This is a genomic window from Lactobacillus sp. ESL0225, from assembly GCF_003692905.1.
In the GTDB taxonomy this organism is placed as follows: domain Bacteria; phylum Bacillota; class Bacilli; order Lactobacillales; family Lactobacillaceae; genus Lactobacillus; species Lactobacillus bombicola.
Genome location: NZ_REHK01000007.1, coordinates 1 through 21,893 on the forward strand (window position 1 = coordinate 1; position 21,893 = coordinate 21,893).

At 35.4% G+C, this 21,893-nt stretch carries 9 protein-coding genes; 5 read left to right on the forward strand and 4 right to left on the reverse strand.

What is annotated here, in order from left to right; all coding sequences use genetic code 11:
• On the forward strand, positions 1-2,264 hold a 2,264-nt coding region (locus tag F5ESL0225_RS03055; RefSeq protein WP_122047835.1), incomplete at its 5' end, for an SLAP domain-containing protein.
• A gap of 885 nt (positions 2,265-3,149) precedes the next feature.
• The gene (locus F5ESL0225_RS03060) at positions 3,150-12,857 is read left to right on the forward strand and encodes an SLAP domain-containing protein (protein WP_122047836.1); all 9,708 of its coding nucleotides are present in this window, start codon (positions 3,150-3,152) and stop codon (positions 12,855-12,857) included.
• 131 nt (positions 12,858-12,988) lie between these two features.
• On the opposite strand, the gene F5ESL0225_RS03065 is transcribed toward F5ESL0225_RS03060, so the two are convergent.
• The 3 genes from F5ESL0225_RS03065 to rpsD all read right to left on the reverse strand — a co-directional run bounded on the left by F5ESL0225_RS03065 (position 12,989) and on the right by rpsD (position 15,452).
• Positions 12,989-14,296, reverse strand: a complete 1,308-nt coding sequence (locus F5ESL0225_RS03065; RefSeq protein ID WP_122021560.1) for a replication-associated recombination protein A — start codon at positions 14,294-14,296, stop codon at positions 12,989-12,991.
• Positions 14,296-14,769 (reverse strand): YueI family protein, encoded by a 474-nt coding sequence (locus tag F5ESL0225_RS03070; RefSeq protein ID WP_122047837.1) that lies wholly within the window; start codon positions 14,767-14,769, stop codon positions 14,296-14,298. Before F5ESL0225_RS03070 ends, F5ESL0225_RS03065 begins: the two co-directional genes overlap by 1 nt.
• 71 nt (positions 14,770-14,840) lie before the next feature.
• Entirely contained in the window at positions 14,841-15,452 is a 612-nt protein-coding gene (rpsD, locus tag F5ESL0225_RS03075) for a 30S ribosomal protein S4 (RefSeq protein ID WP_090091726.1), read from the reverse strand.
• Positions 15,453-15,835: 383 nt separating this feature from the next.
• Here rpsD and ezrA point away from each other — a divergent pair, with 383 nt between their 5' ends.
• Positions 15,836-17,551 (forward strand): septation ring formation regulator EzrA, encoded by a 1,716-nt coding sequence (ezrA, locus tag F5ESL0225_RS03080; protein ID WP_122021562.1) that lies wholly within the window; start codon positions 15,836-15,838, stop codon positions 17,549-17,551.
• 621 nt (positions 17,552-18,172) lie between these two features.
• On the opposite strand, the gene F5ESL0225_RS03085 is transcribed toward ezrA, so the two are convergent.
• Complete coding sequence (locus F5ESL0225_RS03085) at positions 18,173-18,661, reverse strand: hypothetical protein (RefSeq protein ID WP_122021563.1); 489 nt, start codon at positions 18,659-18,661, stop codon at positions 18,173-18,175.
• A 712-nt stretch (positions 18,662-19,373) separates the two neighbouring features.
• Between F5ESL0225_RS03085 and F5ESL0225_RS03090 the strand changes: the two genes are divergently transcribed.
• Positions 19,374-20,531 (forward strand): cysteine desulfurase family protein, encoded by a 1,158-nt coding sequence (locus tag F5ESL0225_RS03090; protein WP_122047838.1) that lies wholly within the window; start codon positions 19,374-19,376, stop codon positions 20,529-20,531.
• Between the two features lie 6 nt (positions 20,532-20,537).
• Positions 20,538-21,755 carry a tRNA uracil 4-sulfurtransferase ThiI gene (thiI, locus tag F5ESL0225_RS03095; protein ID WP_122021565.1) on the forward strand — a complete coding sequence of 406 codons (1,218 nt, stop codon included), beginning with the start codon at positions 20,538-20,540 and terminating at the stop codon, positions 21,753-21,755.
• Positions 21,756-21,893: the final 138 nt, after the last annotated feature.

Here is a 21,893-nt window from a genome sequence, read left to right on the forward strand (position 1 = left end):
ATAAAATTGAAGACGTTCAAACTAATAAGTTAACGGCAGAAAAAGAAATTGCCAAGGGTGCCGTTGAAGATGCCTTAATTGATGCAAAGAATAAGGTAGCGGGCTTAACCCATGATGATAAGACCCCATTGACCGATACTGAAAAGCAAGCTATTATAAAACAACTTGAACAAGAGCGTACAGCTGCCACTAAAGAAAATGGGTCAATTGACCAAAGTAAGAGCGCAGAAGATGTAACTAGTGCCCAGAATACGGCGATTGGAAATATCAAGAATGATTTAGTTCCAGGTAATATTAAAAACATCTTGGATAAGGATTCAGCGGTACAACAAGAAAGGCGTCAAAAAGCTGAAGCTGAATTAAACCAAAAGCACCAAGATGCAATTGATCAGATTCACAATGAATTTGGTGATCAAGCGAATACCTCAAACACCGACAAGGGCTTTAATGATCATAAACAAATCACGGGTAACACCGAACAAGAAATCAATGATAATAAGTTAGCGGCAGAAAAAGAAATTGCTAAGGGTGCTGTAGATGACATCGCTAATAACGCCAAGACTAAGGTTGATGGCCTTAAGCACCAAGACGGAAGTGACTACACGACTAATGAAAAGGAAGCAATCAAGGACAAGATCGACCAGATTGTAACTGAAGGCAAGGGTAAGATTGATGCTTCAACTACAACTGGCGAAGTTGACACAAACCGTGACGCAGCGATTAACCAAATTATCAAGGATAGTACCCAAGATAGTGACGCGGCTAAGGACATTTGGACTAATGATCCGAAGATTCAAAATGATCAAGCTAAGCAAAAAGCTGAAGACGAATTAAACCAAAAGCACCAAGATGCAGTTGAGCAGATTCATAAAGAATTCGGTGATCAAGCGAATACCTCAAAGACTGACAAGGGCTTTAATGATCATAAGCAAATCACGGGTAACACCGAACAAGAAATCAATGATAATAAGTTAGCGGCAGAAAAAGAAATTGCCAAGGGTGTCGTAGATGACGTCGCTACTAACGCTAAGAAGAAGGTTGATAGCCTCAAGCACCAAGACGGAAGTGACTACACCACTAATGAAAAGGACGCAATCAAGGACAAGATCGACCAGATTGTAACTGAAGGTAAGGGTAAGATTGATAATTCGAAGACAACTAGCGAAGTTGACACAAACCGTGACGCGGCCATTAACCAAATTATCCAGGATAGTACCCAAGATAGTGACGCGGCTAAGGACATTTGGACTAAAGATCCAAAGGTTCAAAATGATCGAAACCATCATGATTCAGGTAATATTCCAAATGTACCAGGCACCCCAGGTACACCAGGCACCCCAGGTACACCGGGTACACCAGGTACACCAAATGACACGGCAAACAAACCGAATTCATCAGATTCTGAACCAGGTCACAATTCTTCATCTAAAGATAATGCTCATGGTGTAGATGTAACCCTAATGCACAATGCTTATCTTTATGATCAAACAGGTAGTCGTTGCAATAAGGTTATTCTAGGGGCTGGTTCTGTAGTGACAACTTATGGGGTAACAACCATTAACGGACGTCAATTCTACATTTTGCATGATCAAAATGCTGCTAATAAACAGTATTACTTGGCACTAGGTAATGTTAAATATCGTGTCCAGAAGTTAGTGCATAATGCAGCTGTCTATGACCAATATGGTAGACGGATCAACTCGGCAGGATTACTACGTAAGGATAGATTAATTAATACTTACGGTAGTGCAGTTACCATTAGAGGTTCGTTATACTTTATCATTGCCAAGCATCGATACGTAAAAGCATCAAATGTTATGCTAAAGAAGATTGTTACTGAAACACAAGCAGAAGAGGTAGAACCAATCAATACCCCAACCGCTGACGCAGCTGTTGCAGTAAATGAAAAGCAAATTATGCATAATGCTTACGTTTATGATGAAAAGGGCACTCGTAGTAATCAATTAATCTTTAAGGCCGGTTCAATTGTTAATACTATAGGTACTAAGACTATTAATAATCGTCTCTTCTATGTATTGGAAAACGGTATGTATATTGCAGCTGGTAATATAGATGCAAAGAAATTAAGATTGAAACACAATGCTTATCTCTATAGTCAATATGGTAATCGTCTTAACCATTCGGTTGTCAGAAAGTACAAGCTGGTTAGAACTTATGGAAGTCCAGTCAGAATTAAGAATGGTACGTATTACATTATTGCCAAGAATAAAAATATTAAGGAGGCTAACTTCATAACAAAGTAGAAATTAAGTAAAAAAGTTACTAAAAAAGGCTAATTCTCAATGTAGAATTAGCCTTTTTTTATATAATCTTAATATTAAACTTATTTAAAGCTGCCAAAGTAATAAAATATCACTATTCTAAATTTATTATTACATAAGACAAAAAATTTTAGTTATATGTATATTTTATATCTATAGAAAGGTTAATTTAAAACTAACGACCATCCACTACATTTTTGAGTAATAGCTATCAAATTTGCTGCATATCTGGTAATAAGCTAGCAAATAGTTTAACTGTTATTACCAGATTTTTGCTTATAAAATTAAGGGAAGTAACAGCTAAAAAACGTTATTATTATAAAGCTTTAGCATTTTTGGGTTTTAAAATATTTTTTATATATCGTATAGTATTGATTTGCTATTTGAAATAAAAAATAATTGTTACCAATTCAATTTAAAAGAAGCTTGTCAATAAAATATTAGCAATATACTATATTATTAATAATATATATAGTTTTAATAACCAAAATATTTTATTATTACTTTTTATCTACACGTAAAATAGTATTTTTTCACTAATTATTGTTCATCTTTTTAAAAAATATTCACATATACATATAAAATATTTATATGTATTGGTATTATATATTAAAAATATTTATACTTAAAAATATTAATTAATAAAAAATTATTATTTTTATTTTTTATATTATTATTTAAAACATTGTTATATCAATATAATATTGCATAAATAATATTAGCTATTTATAAAAAATATTATTTTTAATTAAATTATTATAAAAAATAATCAAAATAAATTATTAAAATTGATAATAAAATTTATAAGAACTACAATGTTTAAACGGTTACCGATCGGAGCCAACTAATTTGTGAAAGGATAGTTTTATGTTAGGAAAAAATAATTTTACCGAAAGACTTAGGAAGATGGAGATGCAAGCAAAGCAAGATCACTTCTCAATTCGAAAATTGAGTATTGGTGCTGCTTCTGTTTTATTAGGCTTTACTTTCTTTGGTTTAACTAGTCAAACTACCAAAGCGGATACCATTAATCCAGTACCAGCCGCTAGTGCTGCACCTAATGCAGACTCTACAGATACACAAAAGGCACAACCTGCAGCTGAGTCTGCAAATGCTCAAGCAAGTGCAAGTAAAGATGATTCTATGAATACTTCAGTAAGTATTCCCAAAACTGATTCTACAAAAGACCCAAAAAGTCCTGAATCTACAACAAATAGTAATGATAAAGCTGCTAAAACTGATTTATCAACTTACTCTGCCTTACAGTCGTTTTTAAAAGCACCTGCTACTGCTAAAGCAAGTGATACTCAACCATATCCTAGTGATTCAGGTCAGTCAATTTCTTCTGCTGATTCTTCAGCCCAAAAATCAAATCAACCTGCAGGGAATGTTGCTCCCGATGAAAATACTGTAACCAAAACTGATAAGCCACTAGATTCATCCAATACAATTACTCAATCCAATGATAGTAAAAAGAGTGTTGCAATTAGCACCCAAGATGTTACTAGTAATGTTGCTCAGGTTCATAATTGGGACGAACTTACTAAAGCAATAGCAGATACTACTATTAGCGAAATTGATGTTATGAACGACATTTTAGACGCTCCTGTTGGTGGTACAGGCGAAAATACAATACCAATTAATTTTGTGGGTAGAAATCTTTTAATTAAGTCTAACGGTAATGGTTTAGATAGATATGTAATAGATTTCAAAGGTAATCATCCAACTGTTACAAGTGGGATCTTAAATTTAACTTTTCAAAATCTTATTTTGCATAGTGCTGATACCTATGGTGTAATTCGGTCTGACCAAGCTTCTAGTGCAATCATTAATTTTGAGAACGTGGATTTTAGTGGTTCTCAGATGATTTATGCTGGTAGTAACACTCACATTAATTTCAAAGGTACTAATACTGCTAGGACAATTGCAGTCGATGGGTTAGTAGATAATCGTCCATTATTAAGTATTTCTGGCTCGGCAAATGTTGTCGACTTTAATGGCTCTTTTACTGGGATTACTAGAAATGACAGTGTTATCGTGTTAGATGGTACGGGTAACAAGGTGATTGTTGAACCTAGTGCTAATGTTACTCTTTGGCCAGCTGGTAATTCTCCGGCAGGTGGTATCAACTTAATACCTTCCAAAGGTACCAATGCTAGGTACGGTATTATTGCGGTTGCACCTGGAAATGACAATAGCATTGATGTCAAAGGCAACTTAAAAATCAATGTTGGTAAGCTTGATTTTGATGGTATAAATGGTAGTACAGATTGGGCTCAAGCTGGAGCAATTTATATTGGAGGCAAGTCATCAACTCTTAATATTGATAGTGGTGCGTTGGTCAATGTGACTACTAATGGCAATATTACAACCTATCCGCTTGCAGCTAATAACTTGATTTCGATTAATGGGAACTTGAATATTGCCTCTAATGGTCAGTTAAATATTACTGGTCAGAATATGGGTAAGTATGCTGGGACATTAGTTAATATTGCTGGTAAAGCGGATATTAACAATGGTTCTTTAAGTATTAAGTTAGTAGGTAATGCTGGAACAGGTAACATAGTCTTACTCAATGTTCCAGGTAGTATGAATATTAATAACCCAACTTCATTAGTCTTAGATGCTCATTTAAATAAAAGCTTAGGAACAAGTATTGTAGGAAATAATGCATTTACTGTTACCAATGCGCGTCAAAAACTAGATCTTGGTTCAATAAATGGTGGAGTTATCACTCTGCCACCACTACATACTTTACAAGTTCGAAAAGGTACCCAGGGGGTTATTGTAGATCTTGTTCAATTACTTAATGGTATGAAAACATTCAACTTTGACACTTATCAAAGTATGATTTCAGATCCTAATATTAGTAGAATTTTACAATTGCCAGAATTAAAGGGGGTAGCAGCTGCTATACAAAAAGCTGCGACTACTGGAAATGTTACTTATGATAGTCTATACAAAACAATTTTTGAAAAAATATTTACTGATCCAACAGCTGTTGGCTATAATAACCTACAATTAATTCAAGCAAATCAAAGTGGCTTTTTAGATATTGATCCTAATAGTGTTGTTGTCACTACTAATGCGGATGGTTCACGTAAGATTAGTGGTAAAGTTACCAATTATAATCCCACTACCGATGGGCCTAACAGTGGTAGTCTACTTGATAAGTACCTTCCTAGTGGCACAGGGGCTTATATAATTGCTCAATATAAGGGTTCTAAATCTGGGCAGTATTTACAAGACACGAAAATTGCCAACCCGTATGGTTCTACTACTGCATCGGATTTACCCTCACAGTTTATCGCTAAAGTAAATGATGATGGAACTTTCGAATTTACTATTCCTTCAGTTGATGTAGCTCAATTAGCAAAGGGGGATGCAATTTCATTAATTCCTACAGCTAATTTTGTTAGTTACAATCCGGCTGATGTCCAAGCAGGAATTCGTCCAGTAGTTAAAGATTTAGGAATTACATCTTTAGCTGATGCTCAAGATAAAGCTGCTAAAGAAATCAATGATGCAATTGATGCTGCTAAAGCCAAGAAGCCGACCAATTTAACTTCAGATCAAAGTAAGGCATTTGATGATGTAATGACATCAACTGGTGCTGATGCAGTTAAACCGGTTAGTCCAGATCACACTGCTTCCTCTGTTTATACTGGTGATTCTGAAGCAGAAATTACTAAACGTAAGCAAGCAGCTCTTGATAAAATTGCTGCTGCACTTAAGCAATCAATCAAAAATTCAGCTATTAATGAAATAACTGATAAGGCTAATGCCGCAGATGCTGCTTATCCTGGTCAAAAACCAGTTATCGATGCTGCTAAAGATGCAGCTATTAATAATATTAATAGTATTCCAACGACTGGACCAGACGATACTGCAGATCTTGTACAAAGCAAAGTTAATACTGAAAAAACAACTGGGTTAAATGCAATTAATCAAGCAGTAACGGATTATAAAACGGGCATTAAAACTGAAATCAATGGCAAAATTGATCAAGCTAAACAAGGTATTGATAGTATTGCAGCTGACCCAATTTTAAATGCTGATGAAAAAGCAGCAATTGAAAAATTGAAGGATCAACTCAGTCGACCAACTGACATTGCTAAAGCTGGTGGTGACATCGATACTGATGCAAGCGAAGCTCAAGTTGAGCAGCATAGAAAAGAAGCGGAAGATATCATCAATGGTATCAATGCAAAAATTGATGCTATTAAAAAGGTCGAGCAAGCTGCTAAAGATCAAATTGCTAAGCATCCAGAAGACACTGATGATATTAAAGATAACTCCAATAAGGCAGTCGATGATATTATTAACGGTAAAGACCCAGACGGTTCTAAGGGTACTGATGATATTAACAATACTCATGCCACTAAACAGCAACAAAAAGTTGCAGATGATATAGGGAAAGCCGCTCAAGCCGCTAAAGATCGTGTTAATAATTCAGGCTTAAATCCAGTTGATAGAAAGCCATATCTTGATGCGATTGATGAAGCTGCTAAAGCTGCAACGGCTAAACCTGGAACAGATGGTTACGATCCAAGTAAGTCAATTTATGGTAAGAACACTGATGATGGTATTAATCAGGCTAAAACTATTGCACAAAACAAATTCAATAAAGAAGCTGCTAAAGCTGAAATTGCAGGTACTGGTAAGTTATATCAAGATGGATTAGGAATTCCTAATGATAAGACTATTGCTGATGCTGTCAAGAAAGAACAAGATAAGATTGATGCAATTGCTGATGGTACACCGGCAATTGATAATCGAGCCACTGCTGATAGTATTGAAAATACAGCTAAAGATAACTTGCTTGCAGCTGCTAAAGAAGCCGCTAAAGCTCAGGTGAAAGCGGAAGCTGATAAAGCCGAAAACAAAGATAATCTTAATGCACTAGATAAAGGCATCGATGACGCAGTAAAAGCAGCTGATACAAATATTGATAGCCATAATACAATTGATGAAATTAAACAAGATGTTATTAATGGTAAAAATGATATTTTAAATAAATATAAAGAGGCTGCTAAAGCTCAAATAAAAGCAGACTCTGATGTTGATAAGGCCGCTTTAGGTGTTACAACAAACCCAGCAATTGATAATGCGGTTAAAAATGCCAATACTTTGATTGACAATGCCGAATCTATTGATGGAGTTGGCAAAGCATTAAATACTAGTAAAAATGATGTGTTAAGTCAATTCAGAGAAGCAGCTAAATCACAAGTTAAAGCAAATGCCGATCAAGCTAAACAAGATATTGGTACAGGAACAGATACTTCAGGGATTGATAATGCATTAACTGCTGCTAGTGGTAAAATTGATGTTGATAAAGATCCTGCAGCTATCAAGCAAGATATCGCCGACGGTAAAACAGGTATTCTTGAGGCAGCTAAGAGTGCTAATAAAGCTAAATTAGATGCTTATGAAAAAGATATCGAAGATAAAATTGATAAATCTGGTTTAACTGCTGCCGGAATTGCCAATGCGAAAGCAAAAGCAAAACAGATTGTTAATAATCTGACAGATCCGCTAGGATATAATCAACAAATTGACAAAGCAGCAGATTTACCTGGAGTTAAGGATGCCTATGACAAGGGTAAAAATGCTCTAGATGCTTTACTTGGTGACTTATCGGTTGAACAAAGTAAGCAACAAGCAATAGATGATATTAAGAAAGCTCAAGAGGCTGCAAAGAATTCAATCGCAACTAAGTATCCTGATCTTAAGCCTGAAGATACTAAAGCTTTAAATGATAAAATCGATAATGCAACTCAAACAGGTATTGATAAGATTAAGAATGAAACCGATCCTAATAATATTCCAGCTGAACATGCTGACACTATTAATAATATCAATAGTGTTGGTAAAGCTGCGGATGATTTAGCTTTGAATAAACAAAAAGCTGATGCAATTAATAAGCTTAATGCTAAAGCTGAAGCTGCTAAAAAAGCAATTGACAATATTCCAGCTGATCAGCTCAGTCCAACAAATAAAGAACACTTTAAAGATCAAATTAACGCTGATGTGGCTGATGCAACTAATAAGATTAATGCCGCTGACAAACTAGGAGTTGATCCTGCAGAGCAAGCAGGTGAAGCGAATATTAATAAAGATCTAAATGATGCTGATTTAACTGCATCTAGGGCTAAGGCTTTACAGGAATTAAAAGCTGAAAAAGATAAAGATTTGGCGGCAATTGATGCAAAAGCAGATCAAATGACACCAGATCAAGTAAAAGATCTGAAGCAAAAGATTAATGATATTTATGATCCTGCTGTTTCCCAAATTGCTGGCGACCAGACAATTGATGCAATTAATACAGATAAGACTAATGCTATTAATGGTATGAAGGGGATTGTTGATAGTATTGGCAATTCTATTGCCAAGAATCTTCAAGATGCTAAGGATAAAGCAATTAATGATCCTGATAATGGATTAGATGCGCTAGCCAAAAAAGTACGCGATCATATCAATGCCGATCCTAATTTATCTGAAACAGAAAAAGCAGATTTTGGTAAGAAAATAGATGATACATTAACTGCAGCTAAAAGTGCCGTTAATGGTGCAACTGACGAGGCAGGTGTAAAAGCCGCTGCTGCAGCTGGTCGTGATAATTTGAATCAAATTCAAACTGATGCAGACTTGCAAGCAGCTAAAAATGCTGCTAAAGCAGCACTATTAGCTGAAAAAGATAGAGTTAATACACAAATTAATGGCTTAAATACAATTGATGCTGCTGGTAAAAAAGCATTAACTGATAAAGTAAACGGTTTTTATACTGATGCAATTGGTAAGGTTGATGCTGCCAATACTATTAGTACGATTGACCAAGAAAAGAAAACTGGCATTGATAACATGGACAATGTTTTAAAAGATGCAATGGATCTTAATCAAACAATTGCTGCTGATCAAGCTAAGTTAGATAGTGTAGCTAAAGATGCTATTGATCAAATTAATAGTTCTACTTTATCACCTGAAGATAAAGCAAACGCCCAAAAAGCGATTGAGAATATTCGCGATCAAGCTAAGAGTGATGTTGCAAAACAAGGAACTAAGGATCTAGCAAATCAAGTTGAAGCAAAGGGCGAGAGCGATATCAACGCTGCCAAAAATAACGCACTTAAAGCAGTTTTAGATCAAGCTAAGGCTAAAGCTAAAGCTGATATTGCCGAAAAAGCTCAAGCTGCTAAGGACAGAATCAATGCTGATTACAATAGTTTGCCTAAAGAGCAACAAAATGAAGCTCAAGCAGCTCATGATAAGGCAATTAGTGATATTGATAATGCTGTTGGTAAGGCCAATGCAGATATTGATAATGCTGATTCAGATCCAAATCCTAAGGGTAAAATAGATCAAATTGTCAAGGATACCACTAATGCAATCAATCAAGCTGAAAAAGATGCTAATTTAGCTGATGCTAAAGCCAAGGCCAAGGCTGAAATTCAGGCAGAAGCTGATAAAGTTAAGCCTGGATTAACTAATCAAGCAGATAAAGATGCAGTTGATACAATTGCCAAAGATGCGATTAGTAAGATCGACGACCCAACAATGACTGATAGTGCAGCCGTAACTACAACTAAGGATAAGGCAATCGCTGATATTGATGCGGTTAAGGACAATGCTGGTAAAGTTGATGAAGATGCAATTAGTAAAGCTAAAGCTGATGCTATCAAAGAATTAGACAATGAATTAAATGGTAATGGTACAGCGGGTAATCCAGGAATTGCTAAACAAATTGATGGTTTAACTGGCTTAACTCCAGCAGAAAAGGCTAAGTTTAAAGAACAAGCCCAAAAAGCGCATGCTGATGCTGTTGCTAATGTAAATGGTAGTGCTACAGTACCTGATATTAATGCTAGAAAGAATGAAGGGATAACTAATATTGATCAGGCTTTAACTGATGCCCAATTACAAGCGGCTAAAAATGCAGCTAAGAAAGAGCTTGATGACCACGCCAATAGTGCAATTGATGAAGCCAAAAAAGAAGGGCTCAAGCCTGAAGATGAAAACAAGGTTATTGATGATATTAATAATCATGCCAAAGATGCCAAGGATAAGATAGATAGTCCAACAACTGATACGGCAGATAAGGCTAACGGAATTAAGGATGATGCCAACAAAGCAATTGATCAAATTGTGACTGATAGTAAGGCCGCTAAGGACAAGGCTGATTTAGCTGATGCTAAAGCAAAGGCCAAGGCTGAAATTCAGGCAGAAGCTGATAAAGTTAAGCCTGGATTAACTAATCAAGCAGATAAAGATGCAGTTGATAAAATTGCCAAAGATGCGATTAGTAAGATCGACGACCCAACAATGACTGATAGTGCGGCCGTAACTACAACTAAGGACAAGGCAATCGCTGATATTGATGCGGTTAAGGACAATGCTGGTAAAGTTGATGAAGATGCAATTAGTAAAGCTAAAGCTGATGCTATCAAAGAATTAGACAATGAATTAAATGGTAATGGTACAGCGGGTAATCCAGGAATTGCTAAACAAATTGATGGTTTAACTGGCTTAACTCCAGCAGAAAAGGCTAAGTTTAAAGAACAAGCCCAAAAAGCTCATGATGACGCTGTTGCTAATGTAAATGGTAGTGCTACAGTACCTGATATTAATGCTAGAAAGAATGAAGGGATAACTAATATTGATCAGGCTTTAACTGATGCCCAATTACAAGCGGCTAAAAATGCAGCTAAGAAAGAGCTTGATGACCACGCCAATAGTGCAATTGATGAAGCCAAAAAAGAAGGGCTCAAGCCTGAAGATGAAAACAAGGTTATTGACGATATTAATAATCATGCCAAAGATGCCAAGGATAAGATAGATAGTCCAACAACTGATACGGCAGATAAGGCTAACGGAATTAAGGATGATGCCAACAAAGCAATTGATCAAATTGTGACTGATAGTAAAGCCGCTAAGGACAAGGCTGATTTAGCTGATGCTAAAGCAAAGGCCAAGGCTGAAATTCAGGCAGAAGCTGATAAAGTTAAGCCTGGATTAACTAATCAAGCAGATAAAGATGCAGTTGATACAATTGGCAAAGATGCAATTAGTAAGATCGACGACCCAACAATGACTGATAGTGCGGCCGTAACTACAACTAAGGACAAGGCAATCGCTGATATTGATGCGGTTAAGGACAATGCTGGTAAAGCTGATGCAGATAAAACTAAGACGGATGCTGCAGCTGAGATAGCACAAAGTCACAAGGATGCTGTAGACAAATTGCACACAAACTTTGGACCAGATGCGGATACTTCAAAAACTGATAAGGCTTTTGAAGATCATAAAAATGCAACTGGATCATCGGCAGATGCTATAAACAAGGATAAATTAGCTGCTGAAAAAGAAATAGCCAAAGGTGCAGTGGCAGATGCTGCAGAGAATGCTAAGAAAAAAGTTGATGAGCTTAAGCATACTGATAAAACAGATTATACTAGTGAAGAAAAGAAAGCTATCAAGGATAAAATTGATCAAGAAGTAGGTAAAGCTAATGGGACAGTTACTACTCCTGGAACAATTGATCAAGCACCAAGTGCTACTGAAGTAAATAAAGCTCGTGATGAGGCAATTAAAAATATTGTTAATAACTTAGTACCAAATGCAGGTAACGGCAACGCAACCGGCACCGGTGGCACAGGTAACGGAGACGGAACTGGCAACGGCAATGGAACTGGTAATGGCACAGGAAACGGAACCGGCACCGGCACAGGCAATGGCACAGACATTGATCAGGAAAAAGGTAAAGATATTACTTTAATTCATAATGCATATGTTTATGACAAAAATGGGCAACGTAGCAATAAGGTCGTACTTAAAGCTGGTTCGATTGTGACAACTTATGGCCTTGAAAATATTGCTGGGAGACAATATTATGTTGCTATAGATCAAGGTGCAAGTAATAGAAAATATTATATTGCAGCTGGTAATGCACAATACCTTGTACAGAAGTTAGGTCATAATTCTTATATTTATAATAAATATGGTAAGAGGATTAAAGCAGAACCAACTTTGAAGAAAGGTACGAAAGTGAAAACATATGGCGTTCCTGTAAAGATTAGGGGTAAAAAGTACTTTATAATCGCTACTAATCAGTATGTTAAAGCTGCCAATGTTCTGCGACCTCAGCTTGCTACTAAAATTGAACGTGTTGCAGTAACTTCTAATACACCAGTTGCTGACAATAATACTAAGCCATCAGTTGAAAAGACGCTTAAACATAATGCGTATATTTATGATGGGACTGGAAAACGTAGCAATAAGTTAATCTTAAATGCAGGCTCTGTAGTTAATACAACTGGTCAGAAGCAGATTAATGGGAACTCATACTATACTTTAGACAATGGTATGTACTTAGCTGCAGGAAATATTGACGGGAAAAAGTTAAGTTTAGATCATAATGCTTATCTTTATAGTCAATATGGTAATCGGGTCGGCAAAAAGGTTTTAAAGAAAAATCATCTTGTTAAGACATACGGTAGTCCTGTTAAAATTAAGAGTAAGATGTACTATATTACAGACAATAATAAAAATGTTAAAAAAGCTAACTTTAAAGTAAAGTAGTTTCTTAATTAAGTAAAATACGCCTAAGATTTATGACTTAGGCAAATAAAAAGGGCAGAGAATTTAATTTCTCTGCCTTTTTATGTATTTTAGCTACTTAAATTTATTTAAAACGCAAGTCTAATACTTGTTTAACTATTCTGTAAGCCATTTTTTTGCATATCGTGAAGAATTTTATATTGCTTTTGCAAGCCTTTCTCAATTTTAGAATTGCCTTTCGGCATGAAATATTGTTTACCTAATAACTTATCAGGAAGATATTGTTGAGGCACCCAATCGCCAGGAAAAGAATGAGGATAAATATAATTTTTTCCATGTCCTAGATTTTTAGCACCTTGGTAGTGTGTATCTTTTAAATTATTCGGAATACTGCCATAATCCTGTGTACGTATATCGGCTAAAGCTGCATCAATTGCACTAATTGCACTATTACTTTTAGGTGACAAAGATAGTTCAATCACCGCATTCGCTAATGGTATTCTTGCTTCAGGCAAGCCTATACTTTGAGCTGTTTGAATCGCAATTACCGCATGCTGAACAGCTGCAGGATTAGCAAGACCAATATCTTCATATGCAATTACGCTGAGACGACGACAGATTGAAATCAAATCACCGGCTTCAACTAACCGAGCTAAATAATGCAGTGCAGCATCAGTATCAGAGCCGCGAATTGACTTTTGGAAGGCTGAAATGAGATCATAATGTCCGTCGCCATCAGCATCAAAATTTTGATTACGCATTTGGATTGAATTAGCCATTTCTTGTTGGTCAATTGTAAAACCTTTAGTAATATTTTTCTTTGCCGTAAGTAATTCCTGTTTGGTTGAACGAGTAGCTAATTCCAAGCCATTTAAAGTTGAACGTAAATCACCATTACCATTTTCAATTAATAATTTTTTGGCTGCAGGAGTTAACTGGACTTGATATTTGCCTAATCCATTTTCTTTGTTTGCTAAAGCGCGATCAATTGCTGCACTTATCTCATCAAATTCCAGTGGTCGCAATTCGAAAATTTGACAGCGAGAACGAATTGCAGGTGAAATTGATATATATGGATTTTCAGTAGTAGCTCCAATTAAAATGATTTCTCCTGATTCAAGCATTGGCAGTAGATAGTCCTGCTTAGTTTTATCTAAGCGGTGAATTTCGTCTAGCAGTAAAATCACAGTACCACTCATTCTGCCTTCTGTAGCTACCTGTTGCAATTGCTTTTTACCATCGGTAGCAGCGTTAAGCATGCGAAAGGCATATTTAGTTGAACCAGCAATTGCACTAGCAATACTTGTTTTACCAATGCCTGGGGGACCATAAAGAATCATTGAGGACAATAATTTTGCTTCAACCATACGCCTAATAATTTTCCCAGGTCCAATTAAGTGCGACTGACCTACAACTTCATCTAAGTTCTGAGGTCGCATTCTATAAGCTAACGGTTTCATTATTTATCCCCATTAAAAAGATGTCGCCAAAAGCCAATTTTTTTTTGCTTTGTCTTATTCTGAGGTAATGCTACTTTTTCCATTTCAGGAGCATAAACTTGTTTAATTTCAATTCTCATTTTATTAATTGCTGTTTTGGCAACAACTAAAACAGCAGTATCATCAGGATTTGTTTGAGCAGTTTCATTATTAATAAGTGTAAAAGTAATATTATATTTACTACAATTGGTTTCAATTTTACTTAAAAATTCATCTTTCACATTAGCATTTAATAAAATTTCATAGCCAATATAATCTTTAAAGTGAGACAAAAAAAGTTCCGTTAAGCTAATATCCTGAGTTTCAGCATTAGTCATTCTAACTAGAACTCGTTCACGTAAAGAACCTAAAAATCTTCTGCGTTCATCAGGCAGCGTTTGGGGACTAATACCTTGGGCAGCGTTAGCCACTCTAGCATTTAAATCTTCAGACATTAAGTGTTGTCTCCTTTCAAGTAAGAAAAAAACCCCTCCTAAATGGGAGAAGGGGCTTTCGTATAAAGAAATTAAAGTAACTTGTTGTAGTATTCAACAACTAGAGCTTCGTTAATTTCTGGTTCCATTTCATCACGTTCTGGAAGACGTACAAGAGAACCTTCTAACTTGTTCTCATCAAATGAAACAAATGATGGGCGAGCTACAGCTGCTTCAAGAGCATCCTTAACTTGTTGTAAGTTCTTTGACTTTTCCTTTAAGCTGATGATTTGACCAACCTTAACTTCATAAGAAGGAATATCAACGCGCTTACCGTCAACAGTAATGTGACCGTGGTTAACTAATTGGCGAGCTTGTTCTCTGGTGGTAGCTAAGCCTAGGCGGTAAACAAGGCTATCTAAACGGCATTCAAGTAAGCTCATAAAGTTAGTACCGTGTTCACCTTCACGAATCTTACCAGCGCGTTTAAATAATGTTCTAAATTGACGTTCGTTTAGTCCATACATCCAACGCAACTTTTGCTTTTCATGCAATTGCTCACCATATTCAGATAAGCGACCACGTGAATTAGGACCGTGTTGACCAGGAGCATAGTTACGACGACTAAGTTCCTTACCAGTACCAGAAAGTGAGATACCTAATCTTCTTGAACGTTTCCAACTTGGACCTGTATATCTTGACATAAAATCCTCCAATAAAATCTGATAACAGTTTTTGGAGTAAAATATTACATATAAGTTCAACATTCGTGCATCTTAATTTTCATTTTCGCCTGTTGCAGCGTCGGTTACTCGTTCACTAAAACGTATTAAGATGTTGACGTTCTTGTCACTTATAGCTGCAAATATTTTACACGTCCCATATTATAACGATTAAACTATGTTAAAGCAAGAAAAAGTCGTTAAGAAAGTCGTTAAGTTAGTATAAAAGGAAATTTTTATCCTTTTTGATTTAATCATGCTTTAGCTAAATTTTTTCGCCAACTAAATTCTTGTCTATTTTAATAAACTGTATAGCACAGTATTAAATAAATTTGGTATAATTGGGTTAGTTTTGGAGGAAAAATATGTCACCAACTCAGTCCATAGTTGTAATAATTACAATTTTAATCATTATTATTGTTATAGCATTTATGCTCGTTGTTAATCGAAGACAGCTACACGAAATTATTGAGCTTGATGATCTGATTGCTAAAATAGACCGAATGAACCTAGATGCAGATATTGTCAATCTTGATAAAATGGATTTAGCAGGTGAAAGTCTAACGACATTTAACACTTGGCGTAAAAGTTATGAACAAACAGCCAATAAGAGAATACCTCAAGTTCAAGAACTTCTGGATCAAGCTGCAGGGCAAAATACTTCCTATCACCTCATTAGGGCACACAAAAATATTAAACAAGCTCAAGCAATTATGCAGTCAACTTTTGAAGATGCCAAGAATACGAATGATGTTTTTACGGAATTGCTTGAATCAAACCGTGAAAATCAAATGCAGTATGAGGATTTAAATAAAAAATATCAAGAAATGCGTAAACAGGTTTTAGCTGGATCTTTTGAATATGGCTCTGCTCTTGATAAGTTAGAAGATGAACTAACTAATGTAGAGAGTGATTTTGCGGAAGCTAAAAGCTTGACTGCACAAGGGGATCAGGTTGAAGCTAAGCGAGTTCTGTCAAAAATTAGAGCGGCAATTATTTCTATTGACAATGTCTTGCCTAAAATTAGAGCTGATAGACGTGAACTTGACACAATATTTCAAAACCAGTTAAAGGAATTAACAGAAGTTTATAAGAAAATGAAAGCATCCAGGTTTTGTATTAATCAAGTTGATGTTTTAGCTGAAATCAAAAAAAATTATGAGCTGGTTGATAATGCAGGGCAGCTGTTGACCCATTTAAAAATTGAAGAATTAGACCAACAAATTAAAAGTATTAAGTCTAATATATCTGATTTATATCAACTTTTGGAGAATGAATATAAGGCGCGTCCATTTGTGGAAGACAATCAAGATAAGATTCAACGCTTGCTGTCACATCAACAGGTTGAGGCGAAAGATTTAATTCAAAAATTAAGGCACATTGACGAAAGTTATGAATTGACACATAATGAGCTCGAAGCTAGTCGTAAGCTTGAATTGGAAGTTAACGATATGAATCGTCAATATACAGTTGATACACAAAATCTTGCTGATGGTAAAGGCGTGTATTCAGAAATTAAAGCTTCATGGTTGCACATATTGGAGAGATTGCGAGTAATCAGTTCTAAACAAAAAGCGATGGCTCAAGATGTCGATGGCTTGTATGACGCTGAAAATGTTGCAATTGATTCAATTAACCGGTATAAGCAAGAAGTGTCATTGGTTTATCGACGCTTAGAACGTAAAGAATTACCTGGCATGCCTGATACTTTTGTGCAAATGTACACTTTAGTTGTTAATGAGATTGGTCATGTGGCTAAAGAGCTTAATCAAGTTCGAATTAACATGGAAAAAATTTCCAATGAATTAATTAATATCTCCGATGATGTTGAACGGTTAAAGCGTGAAGCTGATGATATTGTTAATTCGGCTAGTCTAGTTGAGTTAACCATGCAGTATTCTAATAAATATGCAACAAATAATGCAGTGAGAGTTGCACAAAAAACAGCATTACAGCTATATAGCCAAGAATATAATTATAAGGAAGCACTTGATACGATTGCGACAGCTATTGAAAGAGTAGAACCCGGTTCATATCAGCGCTTAGAAAATCTTTATTACTCAGAAAAAACAAACAGCTAATATTTAAAAGCAGACCTAATAATCTAGGTCTGTTTTTAAATAAAGAATGATTAATAAGATTTAAATCTGTTTTTCAACACATTATTATCAATAATTTAAGCCGAGGAACAGTTTTGACCCGTTTTTTAGAATCATATTATTGTACTTTTCAGATTGTTTGTTCGTTACATATAAATAAATTTCACGAGTGATTTTTTCGTTTTCGTGATCTATGCAGAGAGCCGAATAGTTGCATAACATGATTACGTTATAGGTATGAAGTACAATTGATATAGCTGAGAAATAAGGCATTTCACTAATAATGGATAACAAAAAGAAAAATATCTTAGGTCCAATTAATGGTGGTAAAGGATTAAAAATGCACACAAGACGCAATTCTGAAAGAAGCAGGCTTAAAATAAGCCTGCTTCGCTACATCTGTTATCCTTTAATAAATAGATGAATTTTATTTTTTAGTAAAAAAGAATCCTATAAAATTAGGATTCATTAATGCTATCCGGCTTTGATTTTGCAAACTAATATTAGGGGAAAAAGATTTGTCTTAATTTAGTGAGACTTTTTGTTAACTTTATTTAATGGCTATTATGTAAAGTTGACAGTGGTCTAACTAATACTGATTGGCTATTTACCGATTTGTTGCATGTAGCCGGCACCTTTAACTTCATAAGAATAGTCATGCTTTATTTTATTTCTTGTATAGACAGTGAAATATCCCATATTGTAGTAAGACTTCATTACTCTTTTATCTTGTACTTTGCTTCTGGATAACCAGAACGAACCAATTTCTTGGTAATGATAGTTAGACTTATTCATGTCATAATAAGGTCTACCATTTTGCTTATAGCGCATTACATGCAATTTTCGAACTCCGTTTTTATTTAAACTACAACTAACTTTGCCGTCATATATAAATGCATGTTTAGTAATTTTTATATGAGTCCATTTGTTGTGTCCTTTATAGGCGTACCAATTACCTCTTAACTCTGTGGGAGTAGCATTATGTCCCACATATTTAGCCTGCAGCGTTGATGAAAATACCATTCCAGTTACGGCAAACATTAGTGTAGCAGCTAAAACTTTTAATATTTTTTTAAATTTCATTTTTTTCATTTTTTCTCCTCATTTCAACACTAAAATTTTAGCGCTTAAATAAAGCGCTGTCAATTATTGATAATAAAGGGTATAGTTAAAATTACGGGTTTTATATAGAATAAATATACTATTAAATTCTAGTTGCAAGTGAGAAAGTCTTGTTGCTTAACTATATCTAACAACTTATTATATTTTTTTCTAAGTAGAAGTGGGTAAAGCGTCTATTTTACTGTAGGTTACTTCTTATTTTTCATTTGGTTTAGTTGATGAAAACTACTATAACTGGGTAGCAGTCGCTAAAAAGTATAGGGTAATGATAAAAAGTTAAGTATGTTAAAGTACAACTATGGTATTGAAGTTAACTGGTTCACCTTTGAAAGCTGATAAATTGAATAGAAGCTATTTGCTAATTGGAGCAGGTAAGGATAAATGATTATGGTGAAAAAAATATTATTAACTATCTTTTTTAAACAAGTTAGTCACTTTAGACCTTTGTCTGGAGTAACTTATTTTTGTGTGAGCTTCTATAAAAATTTTCCGATTTGTAAAAGACCATTAAGATGTTAGAATAACTATTGGCAAAAAATCCTGATGTTTCCCATTTGGGAAGCACAAAAGGGACCGAAATATCGATTTTTCACGAATTAAGTGAATTTATACGAAGTTAATTATGCTATAAAACACTGATATGAGCGAAAAGTGTAGAAATACATGGGGATGATTTTATTACATGATATATTTTGACAATAGCGCAACGACCAAAATTGATCAAGAAGTTCTAGATACTTATACTCAAGTTGCACAGAATATTTGGGGTAATCCGTCTAGTTTACATAAATTAGGTGATCGGGCATATCAATTGCTAGCAAGCTCACGTAAACAAATTGCTCAGCTGTTAGGTACTAAAACCAATGAAATTTTCTTTACTTCTGGCGGTACAGAATCAAATAATTGGGCAATTAAAGGAACGGCTTTGCAAAAACAAGCATTTGGGCATCACTTAATCACTTCTAGTGTTGAACATGCTTCAGTAGCAAATGCTTTTACTGCCTTGGAAAATTTGGGCTTTCGTGTAACCCGTTTACCCGTTGATAAAGCAGGACGCGTTAATGTCAATGATTTGCGTAATGCATTAGATTCGGAAACAACCTTAGTTTCCATTATGGGAGTTAATAATGAAATTGGTACTATTCAACCAATTGAGGAGATCAGTGATTTATTAACTAATTATCCCAATATTCATTTTCACGTTGATAATGTGCAAGCACTTGGTAAAGATATTTGGTCACAGGTTTTTACACCGCGAGTTGATTTTTCTAGTCTTTCGGCCCATAAGTTTCACGGTCCTCGGGGAACTGGTATTCTTTACAAGAAAGCGGGGAAGATGGTTTTGCCACTGCATGATGGTGGTGGTCAAGAAAAAGGTTTGCGTTCAGGTACTGAAAATTTACCCGCAATTGCAGGCATGGCTAAAGCAATACGTTTGCTTTTAGCTAATGAAAAAAGTAATGCTGTCAAAGAAGAGGCCATTAAAGATAGGATAGTTAACTATCTACAGGATAAACCAGGAATTAAAATTTTTTCATCAGTAAATGCGGGGTTTACACCGCATATTTTGTGTTTTGCGCTGGAGGGAATTAGGGGTGAAACACTTGTTCATACCTTAGAAGAGCATGATATATATACGTCTACGACTTCTGCGTGTGCATCAACAAAAACTGATCAGGCAAGTACACTGGTAGCGATGCATGTGGATGATAAAGAAGCTACAAGTGCTATTCGTTTGAGTTTTGATGAAACTAATACTTTAGCTGAAGCTGATGAATTTATTAGTGTTTTTGACCAGATTTACCGTCATTTTGCCCCAATTAATCATTTAGGAGAATAAAATTTGATGAAATATACTGAAATTATGGTTCGCTATGGTGAACTTTCAACTAAAGGGAAGAATAGAAAGGATTTTATTGGTCGTTTAGCTGGTAATGTTACTAGGGTATTACGCGATTTCCCGCAAATTGAGCTTCATCCGCGTCATGATCGGATGCATATTGTCTTAAACGACGCACCTTTTGCGGAAATAGATCAGCGTTTAAAGAAAGTTTTTGGTATCCAAACGTATTCACCAACAGTTAAGGTAGAAAAAACACTGGCTAAAATTGAAGAAACTGCTCTTGCTTTGATGAAAGAGACTTACCAAGAGGGAATGACTTTCAAGGTTAATACCAAGCGTAGTGACCATAATTTTACCTATGATACCAATGAGTTAAATCAATTAGTTGGGGACTATCTTTTTAAAAATATGTCCAACTTAAAAGTAGAAATGAAACATCCTGATTTGGTATTAAGACTTGAAGTTCGTCAAGATGCAGTATATATTTCTAACCAGTTATTGCACGGTGCAGGTGGGATGCCTGTTGGAACTGGAGGTCGGGCGGTAATGATGCTTTCAGGCGGAATTGATTCTCCGGTTGCATCATACTTAGCCTTGAAGCGGGGGGTGGACATTGATATGGTTCATTTCTATAGTCCGCCATATACGACTGAGAAAGCCCTCAACAAAGCTAAAGAATTAACAGGAATATTGGCTAACTATGCAGGACGAATTAATTTTATTGCAGTTCCATTTGCCGAAATTCAAGAAACTATTAAAGAAAAGTTACCAGAAGGTTATTTGATGACAGTTCAACGTCGTTTTATGTTACGTTTAGCAGATCAAATCCGGGCTAAAAGAAAAGGACTAGCTATTTTCAATGGGGAATCTGTGGGACAAGTGGCCTCGCAAACATTGGAGTCAATGGCAGCAATTAACGATGTAACCACAACTCCGGTTGTGCGCCCAGTTGCTACAATGGATAAGACTGAAATTATTCGTTTAGCTGAACAAATTGGTACCTTTGATTTATCAATTCAACCATTTGAAGATTGTTGCACAATCTTTGCCCCACCCCGTCCTAAAACTAAGCCAAGAATTGATAAAGCACGCGAATTTGAAGCACGGCTAGATGTTGAGGGCTTAATTGAGCGCGCCCTAGCTGGTATGAAAATAACGACTATTTATCCTGGTGATAAATTCATAGCCGATAAAGCAGCAGAAGATACTGCACTGCTATAAAAAACATGCTATAATTCTATCTAAAGAAGTAATCAAGAGGTATTAATCTTATAAGTAGAGAAAGGTCCATAGTTGGTGAAAGACCGAATGAAGGTTAATTGGTAGCTTGATTTAATTGATTAGCTGAATTTAAAGTAG

Coding starts and splice junctions, on each gene's coding strand:
- F5ESL0225_RS03060 (WP_122047836.1), top strand. CDS start 3,150: ATGTTAGGAAAAAATAATTTTACCGAAAGACTTAGGAAGATGGAGATG.
- F5ESL0225_RS03065 (WP_122021560.1), bottom strand. CDS start 14,296: ATGAAACCGTTAGCTTATAGAATGCGACCTCAGAACTTAGATGAAGTT.
- F5ESL0225_RS03070 (WP_122047837.1), bottom strand. CDS start 14,769: ATGTCTGAAGATTTAAATGCTAGAGTGGCTAACGCTGCCCAAGGTATT.
- rpsD (WP_090091726.1), bottom strand. CDS start 15,452: ATGTCAAGATATACAGGTCCAAGTTGGAAACGTTCAAGAAGATTAGGT.
- ezrA (WP_122021562.1), top strand. CDS start 15,836: ATGTCACCAACTCAGTCCATAGTTGTAATAATTACAATTTTAATCATT.
- F5ESL0225_RS03085 (WP_122021563.1), bottom strand. CDS start 18,661: ATGAAAAAAATGAAATTTAAAAAAATATTAAAAGTTTTAGCTGCTACA.
- F5ESL0225_RS03090 (WP_122047838.1), top strand. CDS start 19,374: ATGATATATTTTGACAATAGCGCAACGACCAAAATTGATCAAGAAGTT.
- thiI (WP_122021565.1), top strand. CDS start 20,538: ATGAAATATACTGAAATTATGGTTCGCTATGGTGAACTTTCAACTAAA.